This is a genomic window from Bacteroidota bacterium (assembly GCA_038746285.1).
Lineage (GTDB): Bacteria > Bacteroidota > Rhodothermia > Rhodothermales > JANQRZ01 > JANQRZ01.
In genome coordinates this window covers 1-21,098 of record JBCDKT010000037.1, presented here as the reverse complement: position 1 = coordinate 21,098, position 21,098 = coordinate 1, and the positions used below count along the sequence as shown (strand labels likewise).

Annotated in this window: 11 protein-coding genes and 2 tRNA genes; 4 read left to right on the top strand and 9 right to left on the bottom strand. The window is 66.9% G+C overall.

Going from position 1 to position 21,098, the window contains the following annotated elements:
• Positions 1-41: 41 nt before the first annotated feature.
• Complete coding sequence (locus tag AAGI91_12195; protein ID MEM1043375.1) at positions 42-2,735, bottom strand: valine--tRNA ligase; 2,694 nt, start codon at positions 2,733-2,735, stop codon at positions 42-44.
• A 355-nt stretch (positions 2,736-3,090) separates the two neighbouring features.
• On the opposite strand from AAGI91_12195, the gene AAGI91_12190 reads away from it, so the two are divergent.
• Positions 3,091-3,164 (top strand) — tRNA-Pro (locus tag AAGI91_12190).
• Positions 3,165-3,587: 423 nt separating this feature from the next.
• Here the strand turns inward: AAGI91_12190 and AAGI91_12185 are convergent.
• Together AAGI91_12185 and AAGI91_12180 are read right to left on the bottom strand one after the other, a co-directional pair.
• Positions 3,588-5,054, bottom strand: coding sequence for a glycine betaine ABC transporter substrate-binding protein (locus AAGI91_12185; GenBank protein ID MEM1043374.1), 1,467 nt, complete (start codon positions 5,052-5,054; stop codon positions 3,588-3,590).
• Complete coding sequence (locus tag AAGI91_12180) at positions 5,051-5,791, bottom strand: ATP-binding cassette domain-containing protein (protein ID MEM1043373.1); 741 nt, start codon at positions 5,789-5,791, stop codon at positions 5,051-5,053. The genes AAGI91_12185 and AAGI91_12180 overlap by 4 nt, the downstream gene beginning before the upstream one ends.
• Positions 5,792-5,889: 98 nt before the next feature.
• Between AAGI91_12180 and AAGI91_12175 the strand changes: the two genes are divergently transcribed.
• A tRNA-Thr gene (locus tag AAGI91_12175) sits at positions 5,890-5,962 on the top strand.
• 44 nt (positions 5,963-6,006) lie between these two features.
• On the opposite strand, the gene AAGI91_12170 is transcribed toward AAGI91_12175, so the two are convergent.
• Positions 6,007-6,135 carry a hypothetical protein gene (locus AAGI91_12170; GenBank protein ID MEM1043372.1) on the bottom strand — a complete coding sequence of 43 codons (129 nt, stop codon included), beginning with the start codon at positions 6,133-6,135 and terminating at the stop codon, positions 6,007-6,009.
• A 120-nt stretch (positions 6,136-6,255) separates the two neighbouring features.
• On the opposite strand from AAGI91_12170, the gene AAGI91_12165 reads away from it, so the two are divergent.
• On the top strand, positions 6,256-11,043 hold the full coding sequence (locus AAGI91_12165) for a DUF3320 domain-containing protein (protein ID MEM1043371.1): 4,788 nt from the start codon (positions 6,256-6,258) through the stop codon (positions 11,041-11,043).
• A gap of 321 nt (positions 11,044-11,364) precedes the next feature.
• On the opposite strand, the gene AAGI91_12160 is transcribed toward AAGI91_12165, so the two are convergent.
• Positions 11,365-11,685, bottom strand: a complete 321-nt coding sequence (locus AAGI91_12160; protein MEM1043370.1) for a DUF4143 domain-containing protein — start codon at positions 11,683-11,685, stop codon at positions 11,365-11,367.
• A gap of 76 nt (positions 11,686-11,761) precedes the next feature.
• Between AAGI91_12160 and AAGI91_12155 the strand changes: the two genes are divergently transcribed.
• Entirely contained in the window at positions 11,762-15,805 is a 4,044-nt protein-coding gene (locus tag AAGI91_12155; GenBank protein ID MEM1043369.1) for a T9SS type A sorting domain-containing protein, read from the top strand.
• Between the two features lie 12 nt (positions 15,806-15,817).
• On the opposite strand, the gene AAGI91_12150 is transcribed toward AAGI91_12155, so the two are convergent.
• From AAGI91_12150 to AAGI91_12135, 4 genes are all read right to left on the bottom strand, one after another.
• Positions 15,818-16,279, bottom strand: a complete 462-nt coding sequence (locus tag AAGI91_12150; GenBank protein ID MEM1043368.1) for an RES family NAD+ phosphorylase — start codon at positions 16,277-16,279, stop codon at positions 15,818-15,820.
• Positions 16,280-16,285: 6 nt separating this feature from the next.
• Positions 16,286-16,705 carry an antitoxin Xre-like helix-turn-helix domain-containing protein gene (locus tag AAGI91_12145; GenBank protein MEM1043367.1) on the bottom strand — a complete coding sequence of 140 codons (420 nt, stop codon included), beginning with the start codon at positions 16,703-16,705 and terminating at the stop codon, positions 16,286-16,288.
• A gap of 67 nt (positions 16,706-16,772) precedes the next feature.
• The gene (locus AAGI91_12140) at positions 16,773-18,545 is read right to left on the bottom strand and encodes a hypothetical protein (protein ID MEM1043366.1); all 1,773 of its coding nucleotides are present in this window, start codon (positions 18,543-18,545) and stop codon (positions 16,773-16,775) included.
• Positions 18,546-18,727: 182 nt separating this feature from the next.
• Positions 18,728-20,956, bottom strand: a complete 2,229-nt coding sequence (locus AAGI91_12135) for a T9SS type A sorting domain-containing protein (protein ID MEM1043365.1) — start codon at positions 20,954-20,956, stop codon at positions 18,728-18,730.
• Positions 20,957-21,098 lie beyond the last annotated feature (142 nt).

Sequence of the window (21,098 nt, the reverse complement as noted above, 5' to 3'; positions counted from 1 at the left end):
CGTCCACTGTCTTCCGTCCTCCGTCTCACCGTCCTCCGTCCTCACCCCAGGTCCTCGAGGTTGGCGCGGAGGGCGGCGATCTCGGCCGAGGCGTCGGTGGCCTTGTCGCGCTCGCGCTGGACGACCTCGGCCGGGGCGCGGCTGGTGAACTGCTCGTTGGAGAGCTTCTTCTGGACGCTCGCGCGAAAGGCCTCTTTCTCCTCGATGGCTTTGCGGAGCCGGGCGCGCTCGGCACCCAGGTCGATCATCCCGGCGAGCGGGACGAACACCTCGTGCGAGCCGATCACGACCGCCGCGCTCGCCTTCGGCTTGGCGAGGCCGCTTCCGACGGTCAGCCGGTCCACGTTCGCCAGCCGCTCGAAGTAGCGCCCGTGCGCGCCGAGGGCGTCGGCCAGCCCGTTCGCATCGCTCACACTGACGTGGGCTTCGACTGGCTTCGAGGGCGCGACGCCGTACTGGCTCTTGACGCCGCGGATGCCGGAGATCAGCTCCTGCATGAGCGCGAACGTCTCGGCGGCCTCGGCGTCGGTCTCGGCCGCGTTTGGCTCGGGCCAGGGGGCGACGATGCAGGCGTCGCCGGCGGCGCGCGGGCGCAGGCGGTGCCACAGCTCCTCGGTGATGAACGGCATGAACGGGTGGAGGAGCTTCACCATCTGCTCGTAGACCTCGGCCGCGAGCGCGATCGTCTCGTCGCTCATAGCCTCGCCGGGGGCGGGCTTGATGAGTTCGAGGTACCAGTCGCAGTAGTCGCGCCAGAAGAGGTCGTAGACGGCGAGCGCGGCCTCGCTCAGCCGGTAGCGCCCGACGGCCTCGTTGACCGTTTCAATCGTCTGGCTGAGCCGGGTCAGCATCCAGCGCTCGGCGAGGTCGAGGTCCTCGAACGCGCGCGTCCGGCGATAGTCCTTCCCCGGCTCCATGAACCGGCCGAAGACGTTGAACGCGTTCCAGATCTTGTTGGCGAAGTTGCGCCCCATCTCGAACTTCGACGGGTCGAGCTTGATGTCCTGGCCGGGCGTGCAGAGGACGTTCAGGCTGAAGCGGACCGCGTCGGCCCCGTACTGCTCGATCATGTCGAGCGGGTCGATCCCGTTGCCGAGCGTCTTCGACATCCAGCGCCCCTGGGCGTCCTTGATCATCCCGGTGATGTAGATGTCGCGGAACGGGACCTGCCCGGTGAAGTGGAGCCCCGCCATCACCATCCGGGCGATCCAGAAGAAGAGGATGTCGTAGCCCGAGACGAGCGTCGTCGCCGGGTAGAACGCCCGGAGGTCGTCGGTCTCCTCGGGCCAGCCCAGCGTGGCGAAGGGCCAGAGCCACGACGAGAACCAGGTGTCGAGCACGTCCTCGTCCTGCACCATGCCGAGTTCGGGCTGCCCGACCGAGACCACGAAACCACGGCTCTCGTCGATCTCGCCGTCGGCGTCGAGGTAGTACCAGACCGGAATGCGGTGGCCCCACCAGAGCTGGCGGCTGATGGTCCAGTCGCGGATGCCGTCGAGCCAGCGGACGTACTCGTTCTGCCAGCGCTCGGGGTAGAACCGGATGGCACCGTCGCGGAGCGCCTGCAGCCCGAGGTCGGCCAGGGGCTGCATCTTGACGAACCACTGCCGCGAGATGAGCGGCTCGATGACCGCCTTCGAGCGCGACGAGACCGGGACCGTGTTTTTGTACGGCTCCACCTTTTCGAGCAGTCCGGCGGCGTCGAGGTCGGCAACGATCTGCTTGCGCGCCTCGAAGCGGTCGAGCCCTTCGTACGGCCCGCCGTGCTCGTTGACCGTCGCGTCGGGGTTCAGGATCGTTAGTACCTCCAGGTCGTGGCGGTGGCCGATCTCGAAGTCGTTCTTGTCGTGGGCCGGGGTGACCTTGAGCGCGCCCGCGCCGAACTCCGGGTTGGCGTGCGCGTCGGCGACAATCGGGATCGTGCGGTCGGTGAGCGGGAGGCGCAGGCGCTCCCCGACGAGGTCGGTGTAGCGCTCGTCCTCGGGGTGGACGGCGACGGCGGTGTCGCCGAGCATCGTCTCGGGGCGCGTCGTGGCAATCGTGACGTGGCCGTCGCGCTCGGCGTAGGGGTAGCGGATCCACCACATCTGCCCGTCGCGCTCGACGTTGTCCACCTCTTCGTCGGAGATGGCCGTCATGTTCTCCGGGTCCCAGTTGACGAGGTAGTTGCCCCGGTAGATCAGCCCGTCCTCGTAGAGCTTCACGAAGACATCCTGCACGACGCGGGCGTAGCCGTCGTCGAGCGTGAAGCGCTCGCGGCTCCAGTCGGGCGAGGTCCCGAGGCGGCGCTTCTGGTCGAGGATGATCCCCCCAAACTCCTCGACGTAGGCCCAGACGTGCTCCAGAAATGCCTCGCGCCCGATGGCCTTCCGCTCGATGCCGTCCTCGCGGAGCGTGCGCTCGACCACATTCTGCGTGGCGATGCCGGCGTGGTCCATCCCAGGAATCCAGAGCGCTTCGCGGCCTTGCATGCGGTGCACTCGGGTGAGCGCGTCCTGGACCGCGTCCTGGAGCGCGTGCCCCATGTGGAGCCTGCCGGTCACGTTCGGCGGCGGCATCGGGACGACGAACGGCGGCGTGCCGGCGTCGCGCTGCTGCTGGGCGCGCCCGGCGTCGGCGCGGAAGAAGCCGTGGCCTTCCCAGTAGGCGTACCACCCGGCCTCGACCGTCGTCGGGTCGTAGGCGGTGGCGTCGGCGTCCGGGGTGACGGGCGGGGCGGGGGCGGTCTCGGGCATGGCGGGCGGCAAAGAAAGCGAAGCGAAGAAACTACGGCGCGCCCGGTGCAGACGCCGTGAAAGCCCCAGCCTCGTCCAGACCGTGGTCTTTCCCTGAAACTCCTTTTGCCCGTCGCCGCGCCGCCGATTTATATTGCCGCCCTGTCCAACCTCGGGGTGTGGCCCCGGTGCCGGGGTAAACTCCGCCCGGTGCGCGTCCCGCTCAGGCGGGAAGGTCGGGGCGGCACCACGCGCCGTTTGACACGTTGGAAGGACACACCATCGGGGTGTGGCGCAGCCCGGTAGCGCGTCCCGCTCAGGCGGGAAGGTCGGGGCGGCACCACGCGCCGTTTGACACGTTGGAAGGACACACCATCGGGGTGTGGCGCAGCCCGGTAGCGCGCTTCGTTCGGGACGAAGAGGTCGTGGGTTCAAATCCCGCCACCCCGACAGCGGCCGGCTCTTGCTTTACAGCGAGGGCCGGCCTTTTCTTTGGCCCGTGCCTTTCTTCGTATACGTGCTGAGGTCCGAATCCTCGGGCCGCCTGTACATCGGCCACACGCAGAATCTAGAACGCCGCCTCCGCGAACACAATGCTGGGCAGACTCGGTCCACGCGTGGGCGCGGACCGTGGACGCTGCTCCACACAGAGCCTTTCGAGACGCGCAGCGAGGCAATGCGCTTCGAACGTACGCTCAAGCGTCTGAAGAGTCCAGAGCGTGTACTCCTGCTCCTGTCCGAACGGTAGGTAGCGCGTCCCGCCGGAGCGGGAAGGTCGTGGGTTCAAATCGGAGTTTACCCCGCCCTGCGGGGCCACCCCGACAGAGGCCGGCTCTCGCTTTGCAGCGGGGGCCGGCTTTTTCTTTGCCCCCACTACACTGCCGAGTCGAGCCGCAGCCCCTTCGGGACGACGACGCGCTCCACGATCTCGAATAGGCCCTGCGCGGCGAGGGCGAGGAGGGCCGCCGGCACGGCCCCTTCGAGGATCAGCGCGGTGTCGTCAAGCCGGATGCCGGTCAGGATCGGCTGCCCGTAGCCGCCCGCGCCGATGAGCGCGCCGAGCGTCGCGGTACCGATGTTGAGCACGGCGCTCGTCTTGATCCCGGCGAGGATCGTCGGTGCGGCGAGGGGGAGTTCGACGAGCCGGAGCCGGGCGCGGGCGGGCAGGCCGAGCGCCTCGGCCGATTCGAGGAGCGGACCGGGGATGCCTTTGAGCCCGGCGTGGGTGTTGCGGACGATCGGGAGGAGGCTGTAGAGAAACAGCGCCACCATTGCCGGCACCGCGCCGATGCCGAGGAGCGGAATCATGAACACGAGCAGGGCCAGCGACGGGACCGTGTAGATCACCCCGACGATCCCGAGGAGGGGCTGCTCCAGCCACCCCACCTTCGCCGCCGCCACGCCGAGCGGAACCGCCACGAGGATCGCCGCCAGAAGCGACAGCCCGACGAGGCCGAGGTGCTCCTTCGTCCGCGCCCACAGCCGCGCCCAGAACCCATCGACCACGATCTCGTCGGCGATGCCGAGCCGCTCTTCGAGGAACCCCGCCGCGATGAGCGCCTCGGGCACGCGGTCGAGCTTCGCCCGGGCGTTGAGCGCGGTCATGCGCTCCTCGGACAGCGTGCCTTCGAGCCGGCTGAGCGCAGCGGCGGCCCGGGCGGGCAGGTCGGCGCGGTAGAGGAGCACGGCCTGGTAGTCGGGAAAGAAGCCCCGGTCGTCGCGGAGCACGCGGAGGTCGTAGTAGGCGATCTCGGCGTCGGTCGAGTAGAGGTCCATCGCCGCAATCGTCCCGGCTTCGAGGCCCTGGTAGGCGAGGTCGTGGTCGAGCCCGCGCACGTCGCGGTGGGGGAGTGCGTAGGCGCGGCGGAGGCCGGGCCAGCCGTCGGGCCGGTCCATGAACTCGTTCGTAAACCCGATCCGCAGGTCGGGGTGGTCACGCAGGTCGGAGATCGCCTCGATGCCGAGCCGCTCGGCCTCCGCCTCGCGCATCCCAATAGCGTAGGTGTTGTTGAACCCCAGTGGCTCGCTCATCCGAACCCCGTAGCGGGCGAGGCTGTCGCGCATCGCAGAGGCATCGGGAAGCGCCGCACCGCCTAGAATCTCCTGGGCAATCGTCCCCGTGTACTCGGGGTACGCGTCGAGGTCGCCGCGCCGGAGCGCCTCCCACAGCACGCGCGTCCCGCCGACCTCGGCCCGGTGCTGGGCGTCGATGCCCTCGGCCCGCAGCTTCTGCGCCGCGACCTCACCGAGGATCACCGACTCGGTGAACTTCTTCGAGCCGACGACGACCGTCGTGTCGGCAGGGAGGAGGAGGAGCGCGAGGATGAGGACGAGCGTCATGCGCGGTCGAAGGCCGGGTTGCGCTGGGCGCGGAGGAAACGCTCGACGAACGGACGGGCAGGACGCTCCGCCAGGTCCTTCAGCGAGCCGGTCTGCACGACCTCGCCGTCCCGGAGGAGGACGAGCGTGTCGCCGAGGTAGGCGGCCTCACCCACGTCGTGCGTGACGAGGACGACCGTCTTGCCGAGGTCGCGGAAGATGGCGCGGAGGTCGTCCTGGAGGTCGGCGCGGATGAGCGGGTCGAGCGCGCCGAGCGGCTCGTCGAGGAGGAGCACGTCGGGGTCGAGAAAGAGCGCCCGCACGAGGCCGACGCGCTGCCGCTGCCCGCCGGAGAGCTGCACCGGGTAGCGGTCGAGCGCGCCCAGAGGCAGCTTGACGAGGCTGGCGAGGTCGCGCAGGCGGCGCTCGATCTGCTCGCTCGGCTGGCCGAGGTGGCGGGCCATCAGCGTCACGTTCTCGCGGGCCGTGAGGTGGGGGAAGAGGCCGCCGTCCTGGATCACGTAGCCCATCCGGCGGCGCAGCCGCTCCGCGCTCTGCGGCGTCACGGCCTCGCCCTCGAACTGCACCGTCCCGCTGTCCGGCCGCAGCAACCCGATCATCAGCCGCAGCAGGGTCGACTTCCCGCATCCGCTCGGCCCGAGGAGGGCCGTCGTCTGTCCCGACGCTGCCGTGAGGCTCACGTCGCGGAGTGCGTGCGTCGAGCCGAAGGCTTTGGATACGTGGCGGAGGGTGAGCACGGCGTAGGCGGTAGGGCCGTTCATAGATTATCCCCGGCCCGGCGCGGTTCCGCTGCTTGACGGCGGTGGGCGTCGGGCCGTAGTTTTCTCCTCTGACCGCCAATGTAGCTCAGTTGGTAGAGCAGCTCATTCGTAATGAGCAGGTCACCGGTTCGAGTCCGGTCATTGGCTCCTGTGAGGCCCGGGTCCCGCGACGGCTCCGGGCCTCGGCCTTTCTACCCTCCGGCCCACGCAACGACGCCGTAGGCGAGGGCGATCAGGACGCCGACGATCCCCCACGCGAGCGCGAACCCGCGGAGGTCGGTCCGGTAGCGGGCGACCGAGAAGCCGTCGGTGAGGCGCAAGTCGAAGCAGATTTTAGAAGGTATCGGCGCATGCGGTATTCGCCTGTCGGTTATGTTTGCGCTCCCCGAGCGTCTGGCGTTCCGTTCTTGCCTAAGCTACTCCAAGACTCAGTTTCAACCTTGTCGTCTGCCACTCGCAATACGATCCGGAGCGAACTCGAATCTGCCCGCCGTGAGCTTCTAGACCTCGGGCTTCGCAACCCCCTGCTCAACTATCAAACCTTCAAGGCGCGGGGGCTCGATATCACCGACGAACTTCCGGCACAGGTCTACGAGGTCCTCGTCGGCGAAAGGCGGCTGATGTCGTTCTTGCCCATCCCAGACTTCGACGAGGAAGAAGAACTGTTCGAGCCGTCGCTCTTCGAGAACGACGAATATCAGGGCGACCTATCGGCGTTGCTCACTCAGCCCGAAGAGGCGGGCGAGGAGGGAACTGCCTCGCGGCACACGGACAGTCGGCTCCAGACGCCCTACACACCAAGTAAGCTTCAGAGTCGGCTGCTCGCGACGTTCTATGCTGCACGGACGTTCGTGGAGGAGCAGGGCGTCAACGTGTTGTACCTCGCGCTTGGAATGCTGGAATGGTACGAGGATCTGTCGAGCGACAAGCGGCGTCGGGCACCGCTCCTTCTCGTTCCGGTCGAACTGACACGGACAGACGTGCGTGCTCGCTTCCGGCTCTCTTACACTGATGAGGAGGTCGGTGGCAACCTCTCATTGCAGGCCAAGCTCAAGGCTGAGTTCGGGCTTTCCCTTCCACTGCCCGACCCGGAGGCAGAACTCGACATCGAGGCTTATTTCGACCGGATTGGGGACGTCATCGATGAGACGCCTCGATGGAGAGTAGACCGGGAGGCTGTTCACCTCGGCTTCTTCCTGTTTGGGAAGCTGCTGATGTACAACGACCTCGACGTGACCGAGTGGCCGGACGGCACCAGCCCGCTCGACCACGACATCATCGGGGCCATTCTCGGCGACGGCTTCCCGCCAGCGACCGACCGGCTCAGCGATGAGGAACATCTCGACCGGCACCTACACCCCGACGAAGTCCACCAAGTCGTCGATGCAGACGGTTCGCAGACGCTCGCGCTCCTAGACGTCAAGCGTGGCAACAACCTAGTCATCCAGGGGCCGCCGGGGACAGGAAAGTCGCAAACCATCACGAACATCATCGCCGAGGCCATAGGGCAGGGGAAGAGCGTATTGTTCGTGGCCGAGAAGATGGCGGCGCTCGAAGTGGTCAAGCGGCGACTCAATGGGGTTCATCTCGGCGATGCGTGCCTCGAACTTCATAGCCACAAGACGAGCAAGAAAAAACTGCTCGCAGAGTTGGAGCGGACGATCAATCTCGGTCGCCCCATGTCGGAGGCACTGCATACCGACCTCGATGTGCTCATCGACGCGAGGGATCAACTCAACGCATATGCCGCAGCCGTCTATGAGTCAATCGGGGAGACCGGCGTCCGGCCCTACGATGCCTATGGCGAGTTGCTCCTTCAGCGGCAGCGGTGGAATGGGGTCGAGCCACCCGGAGCGTCCGACCGAGACATGGAGTCGTGGACGGCATCGGACTGTGCTCGGCGGCGTGCGAAGGTGGTCCAAATGCAGACGCTCGTGGCCGACATAGGTCGCCCTACCGAGCACCCTTTCTGGGGAAGCAACCGGAAGGCGTTCCTGCCATCAGAGCAACAGTCGGTGGAACGCACTGCCAGTGAAGCCTCGACCTCTATCGAATCACTCTCTGAAGCCGTTCGGCCCCTCAGCGACTTCCTCCACCTCGATGCAGAAACGCCGGCCGACGCGGACGTGCTGACTCGGGCGGCACGCCGCGCCCTCGCGGCACCGGACCTCCGGGGCGTTCGGGTCGATGCCGGTGAGTGGCACGCGCGGCGCTCGGACGTGGCGGAACTCGTGCGCGTGGGGACGGCCTACGATGCCGTCCGGGCAGAGTACAACGAGGTGCTCATTCCCGAGGCATGGAAAGAGGACGTGCTGGAGACCCGCCAGCACCTCAAAGCTCACGGCGAGAAGTGGTACCGGATCTTCATTGGGGACTGGCGACGTGCGAAGAGTCGGCTTGCGGGGCTTATCGAAACGCCGATACCGACGGGGCACGACGAGCGCCTCGCCATCGTCGATGGCATCCGGGAGGCCCAGCGGCTTCGGAAAGAGATCGATGCCTACGCGTCGCTCGGGTCGGGGCTGTTCGGTCTGCAGTGGGAAGGCGCGGCGTCGGACTGGGCGGTGCTGGAGCGCATCGCGTCGTGGATGACCTCGCTGCATGGGGACGTAGCCTCCGGCAAGGTGCCCCGCGGCCTTGTCGCGTTTCTCGCGGGTGGCCCCGACCTCGATGCGCTGGAGCCGCTTGCCGAGAACGTGGAAGGGCGGCTGAAGTCGTTCGGCGAGCGTATGCAGAAGGCGGTAGACATCGTGGCGTTCGTGGCCGAGCGACGGTACGGCGAGGGCGAGACTATTGACATGCAGCCTCTGCATGTGCTCGCGGCTCTTGCGAAGGGATGGGCGAAACAGGCTGCGAGACTTCAGGAGATCGTGACTTTCAACCACCAAGTCGATGCGTTCGCCGAAGACAGCCTCATTCTCTTCGCCGGTCTAGCCACGAACTGGGAGCACGCAGCGACGCATCTCTCCGACGCCTTCGACTACGTCTGGTACTCGACGCTCGTCGATGTCGCCTTCACCGAGCGTCCAGCACTTGCCCGGTTCAACAGCGCACTCCACGGCGAAGCGCTCCGCCGGTTCATCGACCGCGACGAGATCGCCCTCGCCTATAACCGTGTCCGACTCGCCCTCGAACACTGGCAGAACCTCCCGCGCAATGGGACGGCAGCCTCTGCTGCCGGACAACTAGGCGTGCTCTACCACGAGTTTGGGAAGAAGCGGCGGTACCTGCCTATCCGCAAGCTCATGACCGTCGCTGGCCGGGCCGTGCAGGCGATCAAGCCTGTGTTCATGATGAGTCCGATGTCAATCGCGACGTACCTCCCGCCCGGAACGGTCGATTTCGATCTCGTCGTGTTCGACGAAGCGAGCCAGGTGAAACCGGTCGATGCCTTCGGCGCGATCCTTCGCGGTCGGCAGGCAGTCGTCGTGGGCGACAGCAAGCAGCTGCCTCCGACGAGCTTCTTCGACAGCGTGGTCGGCGATGCCGACGACGAGGACTTCTCCGACACCGCCGACATCGAGAGCATCCTCGAACTGTTCAAGTCAAAGCGGGCCCCCGAGCGTATGCTCAATTGGCACTACCGTAGCCGCCACGAATCCCTCATCGCCGTCTCAAACCAGGAGTTCTACGAGAACCGACTCGTGATCTTCCCCAGCCCCGACGCCGGGAAGGCAGAGGTCGGCCTCGTCTACCATCACCTTCCCGAGACCACCTACGACAAGGGGGGACGCCGCTCGAACCGGAAGGAGGCAAAGGCTGTCGCAAAGGCCGTAATGAGGCATGCGAAATCGACGCCGGAGCTCTCTCTGATGGTGGCGACGTTCAGCCAAGCCCAGCAGAAGGAGGTGCGAGATCAAGTAGACCTGTTATGCCTGCAAGACCCCGAACTAAATTACTTCGCTAACCGCAGGGACGTAATCGAGCGGTTTGATGTTAAGAACCTCGAGAACGTGCAGGGCGACGAACGCGACGTCGTTTTCATCAGTGTCGGCTACGGGCGGGACCAGCACGGCGCGGTGTCGATGAACTTCGGGCCGCTCAACCGCGAGGGTGGCGAGCGGCGGCTCAACGTGCTGATCTCGAGGGCACGCCGCCGGTGCGAAGTATTTACGAACCTCCGCGCCGACGACATCGACCTCGGACGAACTGACGCTCGCGGGGTCGCCGCCTTCAAACGGTACCTCCAGTACGCCGAAACGGGGGTGCTCGAGATGGACAAGCCGACGGGACGGGAGCCGGACTCCCCATTCGAGGTGGCGGTGGCGAAGGCCCTCCGCACGCTCGGGTACCGCGTCGAGTACCAGATCGGCGTCGGCGGCTTCCGGATCGACCTCGCGGTCGTGGACCCGGAGCGACCGGGACGCTATCTCCTCGGCATCGAATGTGATGGGGCGACGTACCACAGCGCCCGCACCGCTCGGGACCGCGACCGCATTCGGCAGTCTGTGCTCGAAGGTCTTGGTTGGCGGATCCACCGAATCTGGAGTACCAACTGGTTCCGGTACCCGCAGAGCGAGGTGAAGCGGGTGGTCGCTGCCATCGAGCGCGCAAAGGCCGAGCCGGTGGACCGCTCACCACCTCGCCGCACGGTCGATATGCCCTCGCTCGAACGAGCCGACAAGCCGCTTGAGAAGCGCGCGCCCGTGCCGACGGAGCCGTACGTGAAGGCAAAACTTCGCGGACACTTGGAGCCTCTTCACGAAGTGCCGAAGCACATACTCGCTGGGGATGTTGGTCATGTCGTACGGGTGGAGAGCCCCGTCCACTTCGATGAGGTTGCGCGGCGCATACTCGATGCCAGCGGAGTGAGTCGACTCGGCAGTCGTATTCGAAAAGCGATTGAGAGTGCTACTCTTCTCGCCGAGGCGCGGAACGGCATCGTCCGGCGCGGAGACTTTCTCTACCTCTCTTCGCAAAAGCGGGCTGATGTGCCCGTCCGCGAGCGGAGCGATCTGTCGGCGGGGTCTCGCAAGTTTGATTTCATCGCGCCGGAGGAGGTGCGAGCGGCAATCGCGGAGGTGATCTCTTCCTCATTCGGAATCGCGGCCGAGGATCTCGCGCTCGAAGTGTGCCGGATGTTTGGGTTCGGGCAGACGAGCGAGCAGATGCGCGTAGCCGTCGCTGGTGCCCTGGCAGACATGCAGAGCGCCGGAACAGTCGCCGAGCGTCACGGCATGCTTGCGCTGACAAACCTGAACGCCACGGACTACGACGTGCAGTTCTGACGGCTACATTTCGTCATTGGTCCAAAGGTTCTCGTGCTCAGCCACCACCCACGGCTCAGGGCTGCCAGCGGTGTCTACGTCGTGCGAATGCCAGACTACGTCAAGACCCACCGCCTCACACTCATACGATGACACGACTCCCCTTCATCGGAGCAGGCGCGGGTCGAGCGGAGTTCCCGTCGGAGCACCGAACACGATCTCGCCGAACGCCGGATGCTCCGGATTCAGCAGCACGTTCCACTCGGAGGTGTGCGAGCCGGGGATCGCCGGTCGGATTCAGAGGCATTCCCTGTCTACGGTTTCACGGCTCGGAGCAGGATGCTACCGCGCTTCCCAGAGGCCGCCGACGGGAACAGCCCAGAGGCGTTCACCGAACGGAAGCGCGGTCTCGCCGTCGTAGAGGATCACGCCTGCGACGAAGCGGTCGCCGACGGCCTCCTGGAGCTTGCGGAGCCCGCGGAAATCGCTCGCCCGGACGGTGGCCGACGCCTTGACCTCCACGCCCGCGATGTAGCGGCCTGACCGCTCGAGCACAAGGTCGACCTCGACCCCGTCGCGGTCGCGGAGGTGGTAGAAGGCGACGGGGTCCTCGTACCCGCTCGCCTGCCGCCGGAGTTCTCCGTAGACGAACGTCTCGAGCATCTGGCCGGTCTACCTCAACACCGCCCCCGTCGTCGTCATCACCTCCGGCCCGAGCGGCCCGGTCAGCACTTCATCGGTGACGTTCGCCTGGGACGGATCGGACGACCCGCGCCAGAGCGGGCGCTCCATCATCGGCTACGAGTGGGCGCTTAACGACCAGACCGGCACGACGACCGCGACCTCGCGCACGTTCACCGGCCTCGCCGTCGGCTCCTACGTCTTCCGGGTCCGCGCCGTCGACGACGAGGGCGGGACGAGCTACTGGGCGTCGCGGTCGTTCTCGGTGACGGCGGACGTGGCCGTGCCCCAACTCGCGCTCTCGACGGCACTGCTCAGTCCGGGTGAGTCGGTCACGATTGGCGGAAGCGGGTATACGGCGAGTGGTGATGTTGTTCTCTCAATCATAGGGCCTTCCGGCTTCGATGCGATTGACTCTCACTTCTCTGCAACTCCAGATGGTGAGTTCACAACTTCATTTTCCGCCAATACCGCAGACCCGTCCGGTACCTACAGCGTCGTCGCCCGCGACGAGGCGACGGGCCGCTACTCGCCCGCAATCAACTTCCGCGTCGAAGAGGGTCCGGAGCCGACGTTCGCGCTCCGCATCACCAAGCCTGCGCCTGGTGAAAATGCACGGATCGGCAGCGGAGGTCAAGACGGCGGCTACCGCTCCTTCGGTGGCAGGGTGCTCGTTGAGTGGGAAGACCAGATGCTGCGCATCGGCAACCCAGAGAGCTTCGTCAACTCCGTCTTCCGAAGTTTCCGCTACCGGATCGATCTCTCAGAAGACGGAGGGGCTACTTGGCCGACCACGCTAGGGTACAGAGATGGCATCGGGATCTATGACGAGATCAAGACGATCAGCGAGACAGTGGAGATTTCGAACGCTGTAAGCAGTACGGACTACCGCATCCGGGTGACTGATGAACTCACCCCGTCCAGCTTCGACATCTCCGGCCCGTTCAGCGTGACCGACGAGTCAGCCTCGGGAATCGACGCCGAGTTTGTCTGGGACTACAGCTACGAGGACTACGAAGACCGCGACAGCCCTGTTTTGGGCGTTGCAGCCGACGGCGTAGCCCGTTTTCTCGTCAAGGTCACCGACCGCCTGCCTGACGACGGCTGCGACGTGCAGAGCGTCTCGGTAGCTCTTTCCGACCCCTTCTCACCTTCGAGCACCACGCCGCAAACGCTGGGACGCGTGAAGAGGGTCGGAGACCTGAGTGAGACGACTGGCTGGAGCGACGCGGCCAGCACTGGCGAGCGCACGACGCTAGACCCATTCGGGCCGCTGCCGGGTGCAGACGGTGAGTTCTGGTTCTGGTACCGTGCTCCGGACGACTTCAACCGGTTGCCAGAGGACGTAGACCGAGCAGGCCGAACGGTGCTCGTGACCATCACTCCTTCATTCTCTGCTATTCCCTGTTCCACGGAGCCGCTTCTTCGGCCCATCGAAGTCGTGCGCCCGCCGCTCATGCTTGTTCATGGCTTCAATGGAGGTCCTGATGACTGGGACGATCTGCGGGGCCGGAACGGCAAGCTGTTCAAGGACGACCCTCGGTTCCGCGCCCGCCTTGTCCCACAGATGGCTCCGGGCGGCGGGTTCGACGAGAACGCCGAGAAGTTGCTTGGGCCACCACGAGGGCAGGGCGGAAAGTCGTTCTCGTCTGCTGTGAGCCTGCTCCGCGAGCAGGGCTACGCTGCTAACCTCGTGGACTACGTTGGCCACAGCATGGGGGGGCTGATGCTTCGAGCAGCGATTGACGTGCCTTCTGGCGCACCGGACTACAGGACGCTGGCGAACTACAACAAGGGCTATGTCTACCGGGCGGTCACTCTGGACACTCCACACAATGGGACTGAGTTAGCAAATATGCTCGTTGACATCACAGACGAGATCAACGGTGTCTTTGGCTCAGGCGTGCAGGAGCTGTTGTACTTCATGAGGTTTATAGGTCTCAGCTATTTCTATGAGTTCTGCATACCATTCGACAGATCCGCCTGCCCGACTGCTGCGATAGAGCATATACAGGCTAACGGTAGGGGGTACGGTTTGGAGGCAACCGCGACACCTGCCGTACATATCATCGGTGGCGACATCGCACCTGGCCTCGAAGACTATCCGACGAATCAAACGGAGTCTTTCAGAGCAGAGACGGTTATCAAGGCGCTTATGACGGCGCTCATTTCTCCGGTCCTTGCGGAAACGTTGGAATGGGAAGAAGAGCACCTGCGTTTGCAAATTGCAGACGCCTATCTGGACATCTATGGAGTAGGCGATCAGGAACTGATTCAGATCCTTGACGCCTTTGGCGAGAAACATGGGGAAGACGAATTCGCCACAAATGGTGATGTCATCGTCGCGCTTCCGAGTCAGCTAGCCGGACTCGGCAGGGCTGACGTAGCAACTACTGTCTACGACGGTGTCTCTCACTCCTCTACGACATCCAGCAACTACGTCACGGGCAACACAGAAGTCGGGCACAACGTCGATGAATTGCTCAACTACCCGGCTTCCAACGATGCTTACCGGGCCGGTTTCCCGGCTCAGCCTTATGGTAATGCCCCGACTGCACGCGGAAGAGACCAACTACCGCTTCGTTCGGCCCCGGGTCGCCTCTCGCTCTCGGCTCCGGTGTCGGGTACAGGCGTGACCGTTGGCGACGTGCTTCCCGTTTCAATTCAGGTCGCCGACACGACCGGATTTGTGAGCCTCAATGTGTTGTTCCAGCAGGAGTCCATAGGCGTTTCGGCAGTGGCTCCTACGGTGAACCTCGCGCTGCCCGTGACCGGAGCCGTGCTGGACTCCGTCACCGTGCTCGCTCTCGCCACATTCGCTTATCCCGACAGCGTCGTGCTTGCCTCGGCAAGTCAGCGGGTTTACGTTGATCCTGGCACCTCGCCTGTCTCCTTCTCGGTGGACGACGATCTTCACCTGCTCACAGTGGGGGACGAAGTGCGGCCGGAGTACGAGGCCGTCTTCCCGACGTTTCTCGCGCAGCCGGGCGAGAACGAGGACGCGCTCCTCGTCACTGGCCTCGACGCTTCGGTCGTCGCCTTCGAGCCGGAGTTCAAAGCGTTCCGGGCCGTCGGCGAAGGCTCAACGCTCGCCGTCCTGAATTACCGAGGTGTGGCTGACACGCTCCGGTTCTCGGTCGGCGAGGCCCCGCCGCAGGCTGGTCTCAGCGTCTCCATCGAGCCGGTCGGCTCGCCCATCGAGATTCCGGCGGGCGGCGGCACCTTCGACTACCGCGTCACGCTCACCAACCCCACCGACGGCCCGCTCACCTTCGACGGCTGGACCGACGTGACGCTGCCGAACGGCAGCCCCTACGGCCCCGTCGCCGGTCCGGTCCGTCTCACGGTCCAGGCAGGTGCGACGCGCCAGTTCACGCTGCGCCAGAGCGTCCCGGCGTTCGCTCCGGCGGGGACGTACACCTACACCGCCCGAGTCGGGTCGACCTTCCCGGCGACCGAGCAGAGCGACAGCTTCCCCTTCGCTAAGCTCCCGCCCGCTGCTCGCCCAACGTCGAGTGCAGCACTCGCCACCGGTACGCCGGAAGAATCGGCTCCTCGCACCACCGCACAACTCAAGGCCACGAGCGGCATTGAGGCCGCGGCTGAGGCCAAGACAGTGCCGTCGGCTCAGCCCGACCTGCAGCCCGACGTTGCACCGAGCAGCGCGCCCGAGACAGACGACTTCGTCTTCGACGTGGCAGACTGGCCGGTCGTGGACCTCGCCACCGGGCTGCCCTTCGGTGCCGAGGCCGCCGCACGTGGCACCGGCGACGAGGCGGCACTCGACGAAGCCGAGACCGCTGAGATTGAGACTGCACCGCTGTCGGTAGCGCTGCCGACGGAGCCTGCGCTCTACCCGGCCTATCCCAACCCGTTCACCTCCTCGACGACGATCCGCTACGACCTCGCTGAAGCGGGCCACGTCCGGCTCGCAGTCTACGACGCCCTCGGTCGGCGCGTGGCACTGCTCGCAGACGGGCAGCAACAGCCAGGGCGCTACCAGGCAACGTTCGATGCCTCGCGTCTCGCCAGCAGCGTCTACGTGGTGCGGATGAGGACGCCGGACTACGTCGAGACCCACCGCCTCACCCTCATCCGGTAACCTGACTCTGCTTTACCCAAGCAAGCGCGGGTCGAACGGGGCTGCTGTCGGGACATCGAATACGATCTCTTCGAACGCCGGGTGCTCCGGGTTGAGCAGCACGTTCCACTCCGTCGGAACCACCACGCTCGGCACACGCAGCGCAAGCGAGGACTGCTCGTCAAGCCACCGGTCGCCAACGGCTTGGGACACGCCAGTATAGGGCCGTGCGTCCCACCCGGTCGGTAGCGAAGCCGTATCGAGCGTGTCGAGGTGATGCTCGTCGAAGGAGGCTTTGACGGCGAGGTACCCCCGGAGCCGGTGACGGTCGCCCGCGCCCGCGAGGACTTCGAGTAGGGCCAGCGAAAGCGACCCGGCGGTGTAGACGAGGCGACGCCCTTCGCTGCCCCAGCGTCCGCCCCATAGCCGCGCTCCTTCGCCCGAGAAGGCGGTGTCGGCGTACTCCGGGGCGGTGATGCGCCAGACCTCGATCACGGCATCCTAGACCGGTATCCCGTGAGGGATCTGTCTGAGGAGTCGCTCGACGAGTCGCGCGCCCGGCTCGGTTCGGGCGAGGTCGAGCGGGCGAACGTCGCCGAGTGCGAAGTTCTCCTCACGCATCCACGCCCGAGCGTGCTCGACGCCGCCGAGGGTGCCCACAGCGAGGGCGGCAAGACGACCGAGGCGGTAGGCCCGTTCGGATTCGGCAGGCGTGAGGCGCTCCCCGGCAGTCCGCCTACGCGAGATCGTGCGCGGGGAGAGCAGAAGGGCGTCGGCCAGCTCCTGGCTGGAAAGGCCGAGCGTCTCTTTGATCCCGTCGAGCGTGGTCGAAGCGAGACCCTGCTCGATGCGGTGGGCAGCGGTAGGAAGGTCCCAGTCGGCGAAGCCAGCAACGGTACGGGTGACGGAGGGAGTCGGCATGAGGTCAGCAGATGGCTTGACGCGGTACGTCACATGGCCTACGTACAGACTGGCATGGCCGGTGGTTTCACCCGCCGGCCCACGCAACGACGCCGTAAGCGAGGGCGAGCAGGCCGACGACGATCCCCCACGCGAGGGCGAACCCGCGGAGGTCCGTCCGGTAGCGAGTGAGCGAGAAGCCGTCGCCGAGGCGAGGCAGGTTGACGAGGAGCAGGCTCGCACCGCGCCGCGCCGCCGGGGCATCGTCCAAGAGGGGCGGGGGGCCGGGCGCGGCGGGGACGCTCGGCGTGACCGCGCTCTCCGTGCCAGGTGCGCCGACGGGCACCGCCGCCGGCTCGGTCTCGTGGATCACCTCGATACCCGCCTCGGCAAGGCGCTCCTCGTCGCCGACGGGCGTGTTGAGGAGCGAGTAGAACGCGTTGAGGTCGGCCTCCGGCTCGGGCCGCGTGGCGAGGCTGACGGCGATGAGCGTCGCGATCCCCGCCGGGAGGTAGAGCGCGACCTGGGCCGGGAAGCTCCACGCCAGCCCGCTCGTGACGAGGAGGCAGCCGAATGTCACCGCGAGCGCGGCCCACGCGCCCCAGCGGTTGGCCCGCCGCCAGAAGAGCGCCGCCCAGAACGGAATCCCGAGAAACGCCATCAGCTTCCACAGCAGCTCCAGCCCGCCGATCACACTCGGGAGGGCGAGCGCGGCCACGACCCCGATGGCGACGACCGCCCCCGACGCCCCGCGCCCGACGGCGAGGTAGTGCGCCTCGGGGGCCTCGGGCCGGACGTAGCGCCGCCACACGTTGCGCGTGAAGAGCGCCGAGCCGCCTACCATAAACGCGCTCGCCCCCGCCACGACGGCCGCCGCGACGGCCGCGACGAGCAGCCCCGTCAGCCCCACCGGGAGCAGTTCGCGCGCCGCGATCCCGAACGCCGCCTCGCGCGTCCCCCGGCTCGCCCCGCCCGCAAACGCCGGGAGCGCCGCTGCGATCAGCACGCCCGAGAGCGCCCACCCGAGCGTGGCGAAGCGCTTGACGAAGTTGCCGTAGGTCCAGCCCGTCCGGCACGCGATCTCGTCCTTGCCCGCCCCGTTGATCGCCATGTGGTGCGGCTGCACCGTCGCCCCGACGAGCGCGTTGACGACGCCCATCACGACGTAGAACAGCGTCACCTCCTCGGCGGCTACGAGGCTGAACCAGGCCGTCCCCTCGGGGAGCGCCGCCCGCGCGCCCTCGAACCCGCCGACTGCCGCGAGCGCGTACGGGATGAGCAGGAACGAGAGCACGAGGATGAACAGCCCCTGCACCGCCTGCGTCGTCACCGCCGCGACGAGGCCGCCGAAGAGGCTGTAGGCGACGAAGAACGCGACGAGGGCGAACACCGCCGCCTCAACGCTCACGGCCTCGCCCGTCACCGCCGAGATAGTCAAGCCAGCCCCTTTGAGCATCACGCCCGTCGTGACGGCGAAGTAGAGCAGTCCGATGACGGCGTAGGCCGCGCCCAGGGGTGCCCCGTAGCGCCGCTCGAAGAAGTCGCCGATCGTGAGGTAGCGCAGCCGCCGGTAGACCGGCGCGAGGAGCCAGTAGAAGGGCGTCGAGAAGAGGTAGATCCACTGGAACCAGATCGCGGCAAGCCCGAACTGCGCCGCCCCGCCGGAGACGGCCACCACCTGGCTCGTCCGCGTCCCCGTCCCGAACGCCTGCGCCACCATCAGGAGCCGCCCGAACCGACGCCCGCCCATGAAGTAGTCGCCCGTCGTGGCTACGCCCCGGCTCATCCGCAGCCCGAGCCACGTCACGCCCGCGACGTAGACGGCGACGACGGCCCAGTCGAGAGGCGCGAGTCCGAGCATGGGGGTGGGCGAGTGGGCGAGTGGGCGAGTGGGCGAGTGGGCGAGTGGGCGAGTGGGCGAGTGGGCGAGTGGGCGAGTGGGCGAGTGGGCGAGTGGGCGAGTGGGCGAGTGTTGAAACGCGACACTGGAAAAGTTCCTCCCTTTCGCCCATCCGCCCTCTCGCCCTTTCCGCGCCGCAGGCGCTAACGAAGCACCGTCACACGCTCCGTCGCCGAGCGGCGGCCCGCGCTGAGGCGAAGGAGATAGACGCCGCTCGCCACGTCGCCGGCCGTCCAGGTTGCCTCGTGCCGACCCGCCGCGTACTCGCCCTCAGCCAGTGTCGCCACGACGCGGCCGAGCATGTCGTAGACCCGGAGCGTCGCCGTCCCGGCCTCGGCCAGTGAGAACCGGACGGTCGCGTCCCCGGCGAGCGGGTTGGGGTAGAGGCCTAGAGCAAACGTCGGCGCGGCGGTCTCATCCTCGTTGCTGACGACCATGTAGGTGCCCCAGCGGGGATCGCCGACGGGGCCGCCGTCGGAAGCGCCGGTCGCGGCCTCGGTCGTGACGAGGACCGAGTAGTCGTCCTCGTCAGGGTTCTCGTAGACGGGGTCGGCCGAGAAGTTGCCCTCGCCGGCGTCGAAGGCGCGGCGCGCACGGCTGTTGAGGTCGTCGGCGTCCTCGAAGTCGCTGAAGTTGATGGACAGGTTGGTCTCCTCACTGTCGACGTCGATGGGGTTGGTGTTGCCCCAGAAGAGGACGTTGCGGAGCGAGGCGGCCGGGAAGGCGGGCTGGAAGTCGATCGTCGCGGCGCCGTCGATGCCCGTGATGGTGACGAACTCCATCGCGAAGGTGTCGGGGGCGGCTTCGAGCCGGAGGCGGTCCCGGCTGCCGTCAATCGTGGAGTTGGTCATGACGAAGCTCGGCGAGGCGAAGTCGCCGCGGAAGGCGACGGGTCGGCGGCCGGCGTTGCGCAAGATCACGTCGTCGAAGAAGACCGCCCCGACGGCCTGGTCGAAGCGGACGAGGTCCTCGTCCTCGCCGGAGTTGGCGAGGATCGACGAGCGGACCGTGATGCTCGCGCCGGTGCCCTCGTCGTAGCGGAGGACCTCCTCGACGCGCTCCTCGCCGTCGGCCTCGACGCCGACGAGCTCGAGGTCGGCCTCGGGCCGGAAGAGCTTCTCGCCGTCCTCGAAGTCGGCACCGGGGGCGACGCGGGCCAGGGCCGGCTCCTCCTGCCCCGGCTCGACGCCCTCGGCCTCGATGCGGAGCGGGATGCGATTGCGAAGCGTGTTGCGGAGGGCGTAGTCCGCCTCGCGGTCGAGGAGCACGGCGAACGGGTTGGCGCTCGACGGGACGCTCGCGAGTTGGTTGACGACGGCCGACAGCTCCGGCCCGTCTGCGCCGAGCGTGTAGCTCTCGTCTTCGGAGAACAGCCCCCACCGGTTGTCGCCGATGATGGTGCCCTCCTCGTCGCCGTCGATGAGCGGGATGACAGCAATGTCGACGTTGAAGACGCCGGTGATCGGGTTCTCAAAGATGGGCTGCCCGCTGACGACGGTGCCGTTGCCCTCGCCCGCGTCGAAGGCGGCCTCGGCGGGGTTGTCCTCACCGGGGAAAGCGTTCGGCATCCCGCCGATGGTGACGAGGTAAGTGTTCTCGATCACGATGTTCTCGGCCCCGATCTCCGCCAAGAGGTCGATCGCTCCGCCCTCCTCGTACTGGATGAGCGCGTCGCGGATCTCGACCGAGCCGTAGTCCTCGGAGCGCACGTCGATGGCGGGGGCGCCACCGCCGTTGAGGCGGTAGAGCGTCGCCCCGTCGAAGTGGAGCGAGTCCACGGCCCCGTCGAGCCGGAACTCCTCGGCGTCGAACGCGGTGATGTCCTCGAACGAGAGCATGCCGATGGTAGCCTCCGTGCGGAAGGCCCCGCGCCCGCTCGCGGCGAAGACTACGTCCTCGAAGACCGCCGCGCCGAGCACGAGCGGGTCGCCGCTGCCATCGTCCTCGTCGTTGATTCGGACGAGGTCTTCCCCGTCCTCGGAGCCGCGGAGCGTCACGTCGGTGACGAAGAGGCTGTCGAGGCCGGCGTCCTTGATGCGGATCACTTCCTCAGCGAGGCCGGCCCCGTCGAGCGCGAGGTACTCCAGCCGGAGCGACGCGCCGGGCCGCACGAGCGGGTCGCCGAACGCGCTGCCCGTAGCGCGGATCTCGGGGGCGGACTCCAGTTCGGGGTCGCCGAAGATGGTGATCGCGTTCGTGTTCCGGAGCGGGCGGTCGATCTCGTACGGGTCGGCGCTCGTCAGCCGGAGCTCGGACCCGGCGTCGGAGAACTCGGCGGCGATGAGGAGTTCGCTGCCCGTGGCAACGTTGATGACTTGGGCCGACGCGGGCACGGCGAGGAGCGCGAAGAGCAGAGGGAGGAGGCGGTGCATGAGATCGGTGGTTGGGTTGGCGGGAGTGGGCGAGTGGGCGAGTGGGCGAGTGGGCGAGTGGGCGAGTGGGCGAGTGGGCGAGTGGGCGAGTGGGCGAGTGGGCGAGTGGGCGAGTGGGCGAGTGGGCGAGTGGGCGAGTGGG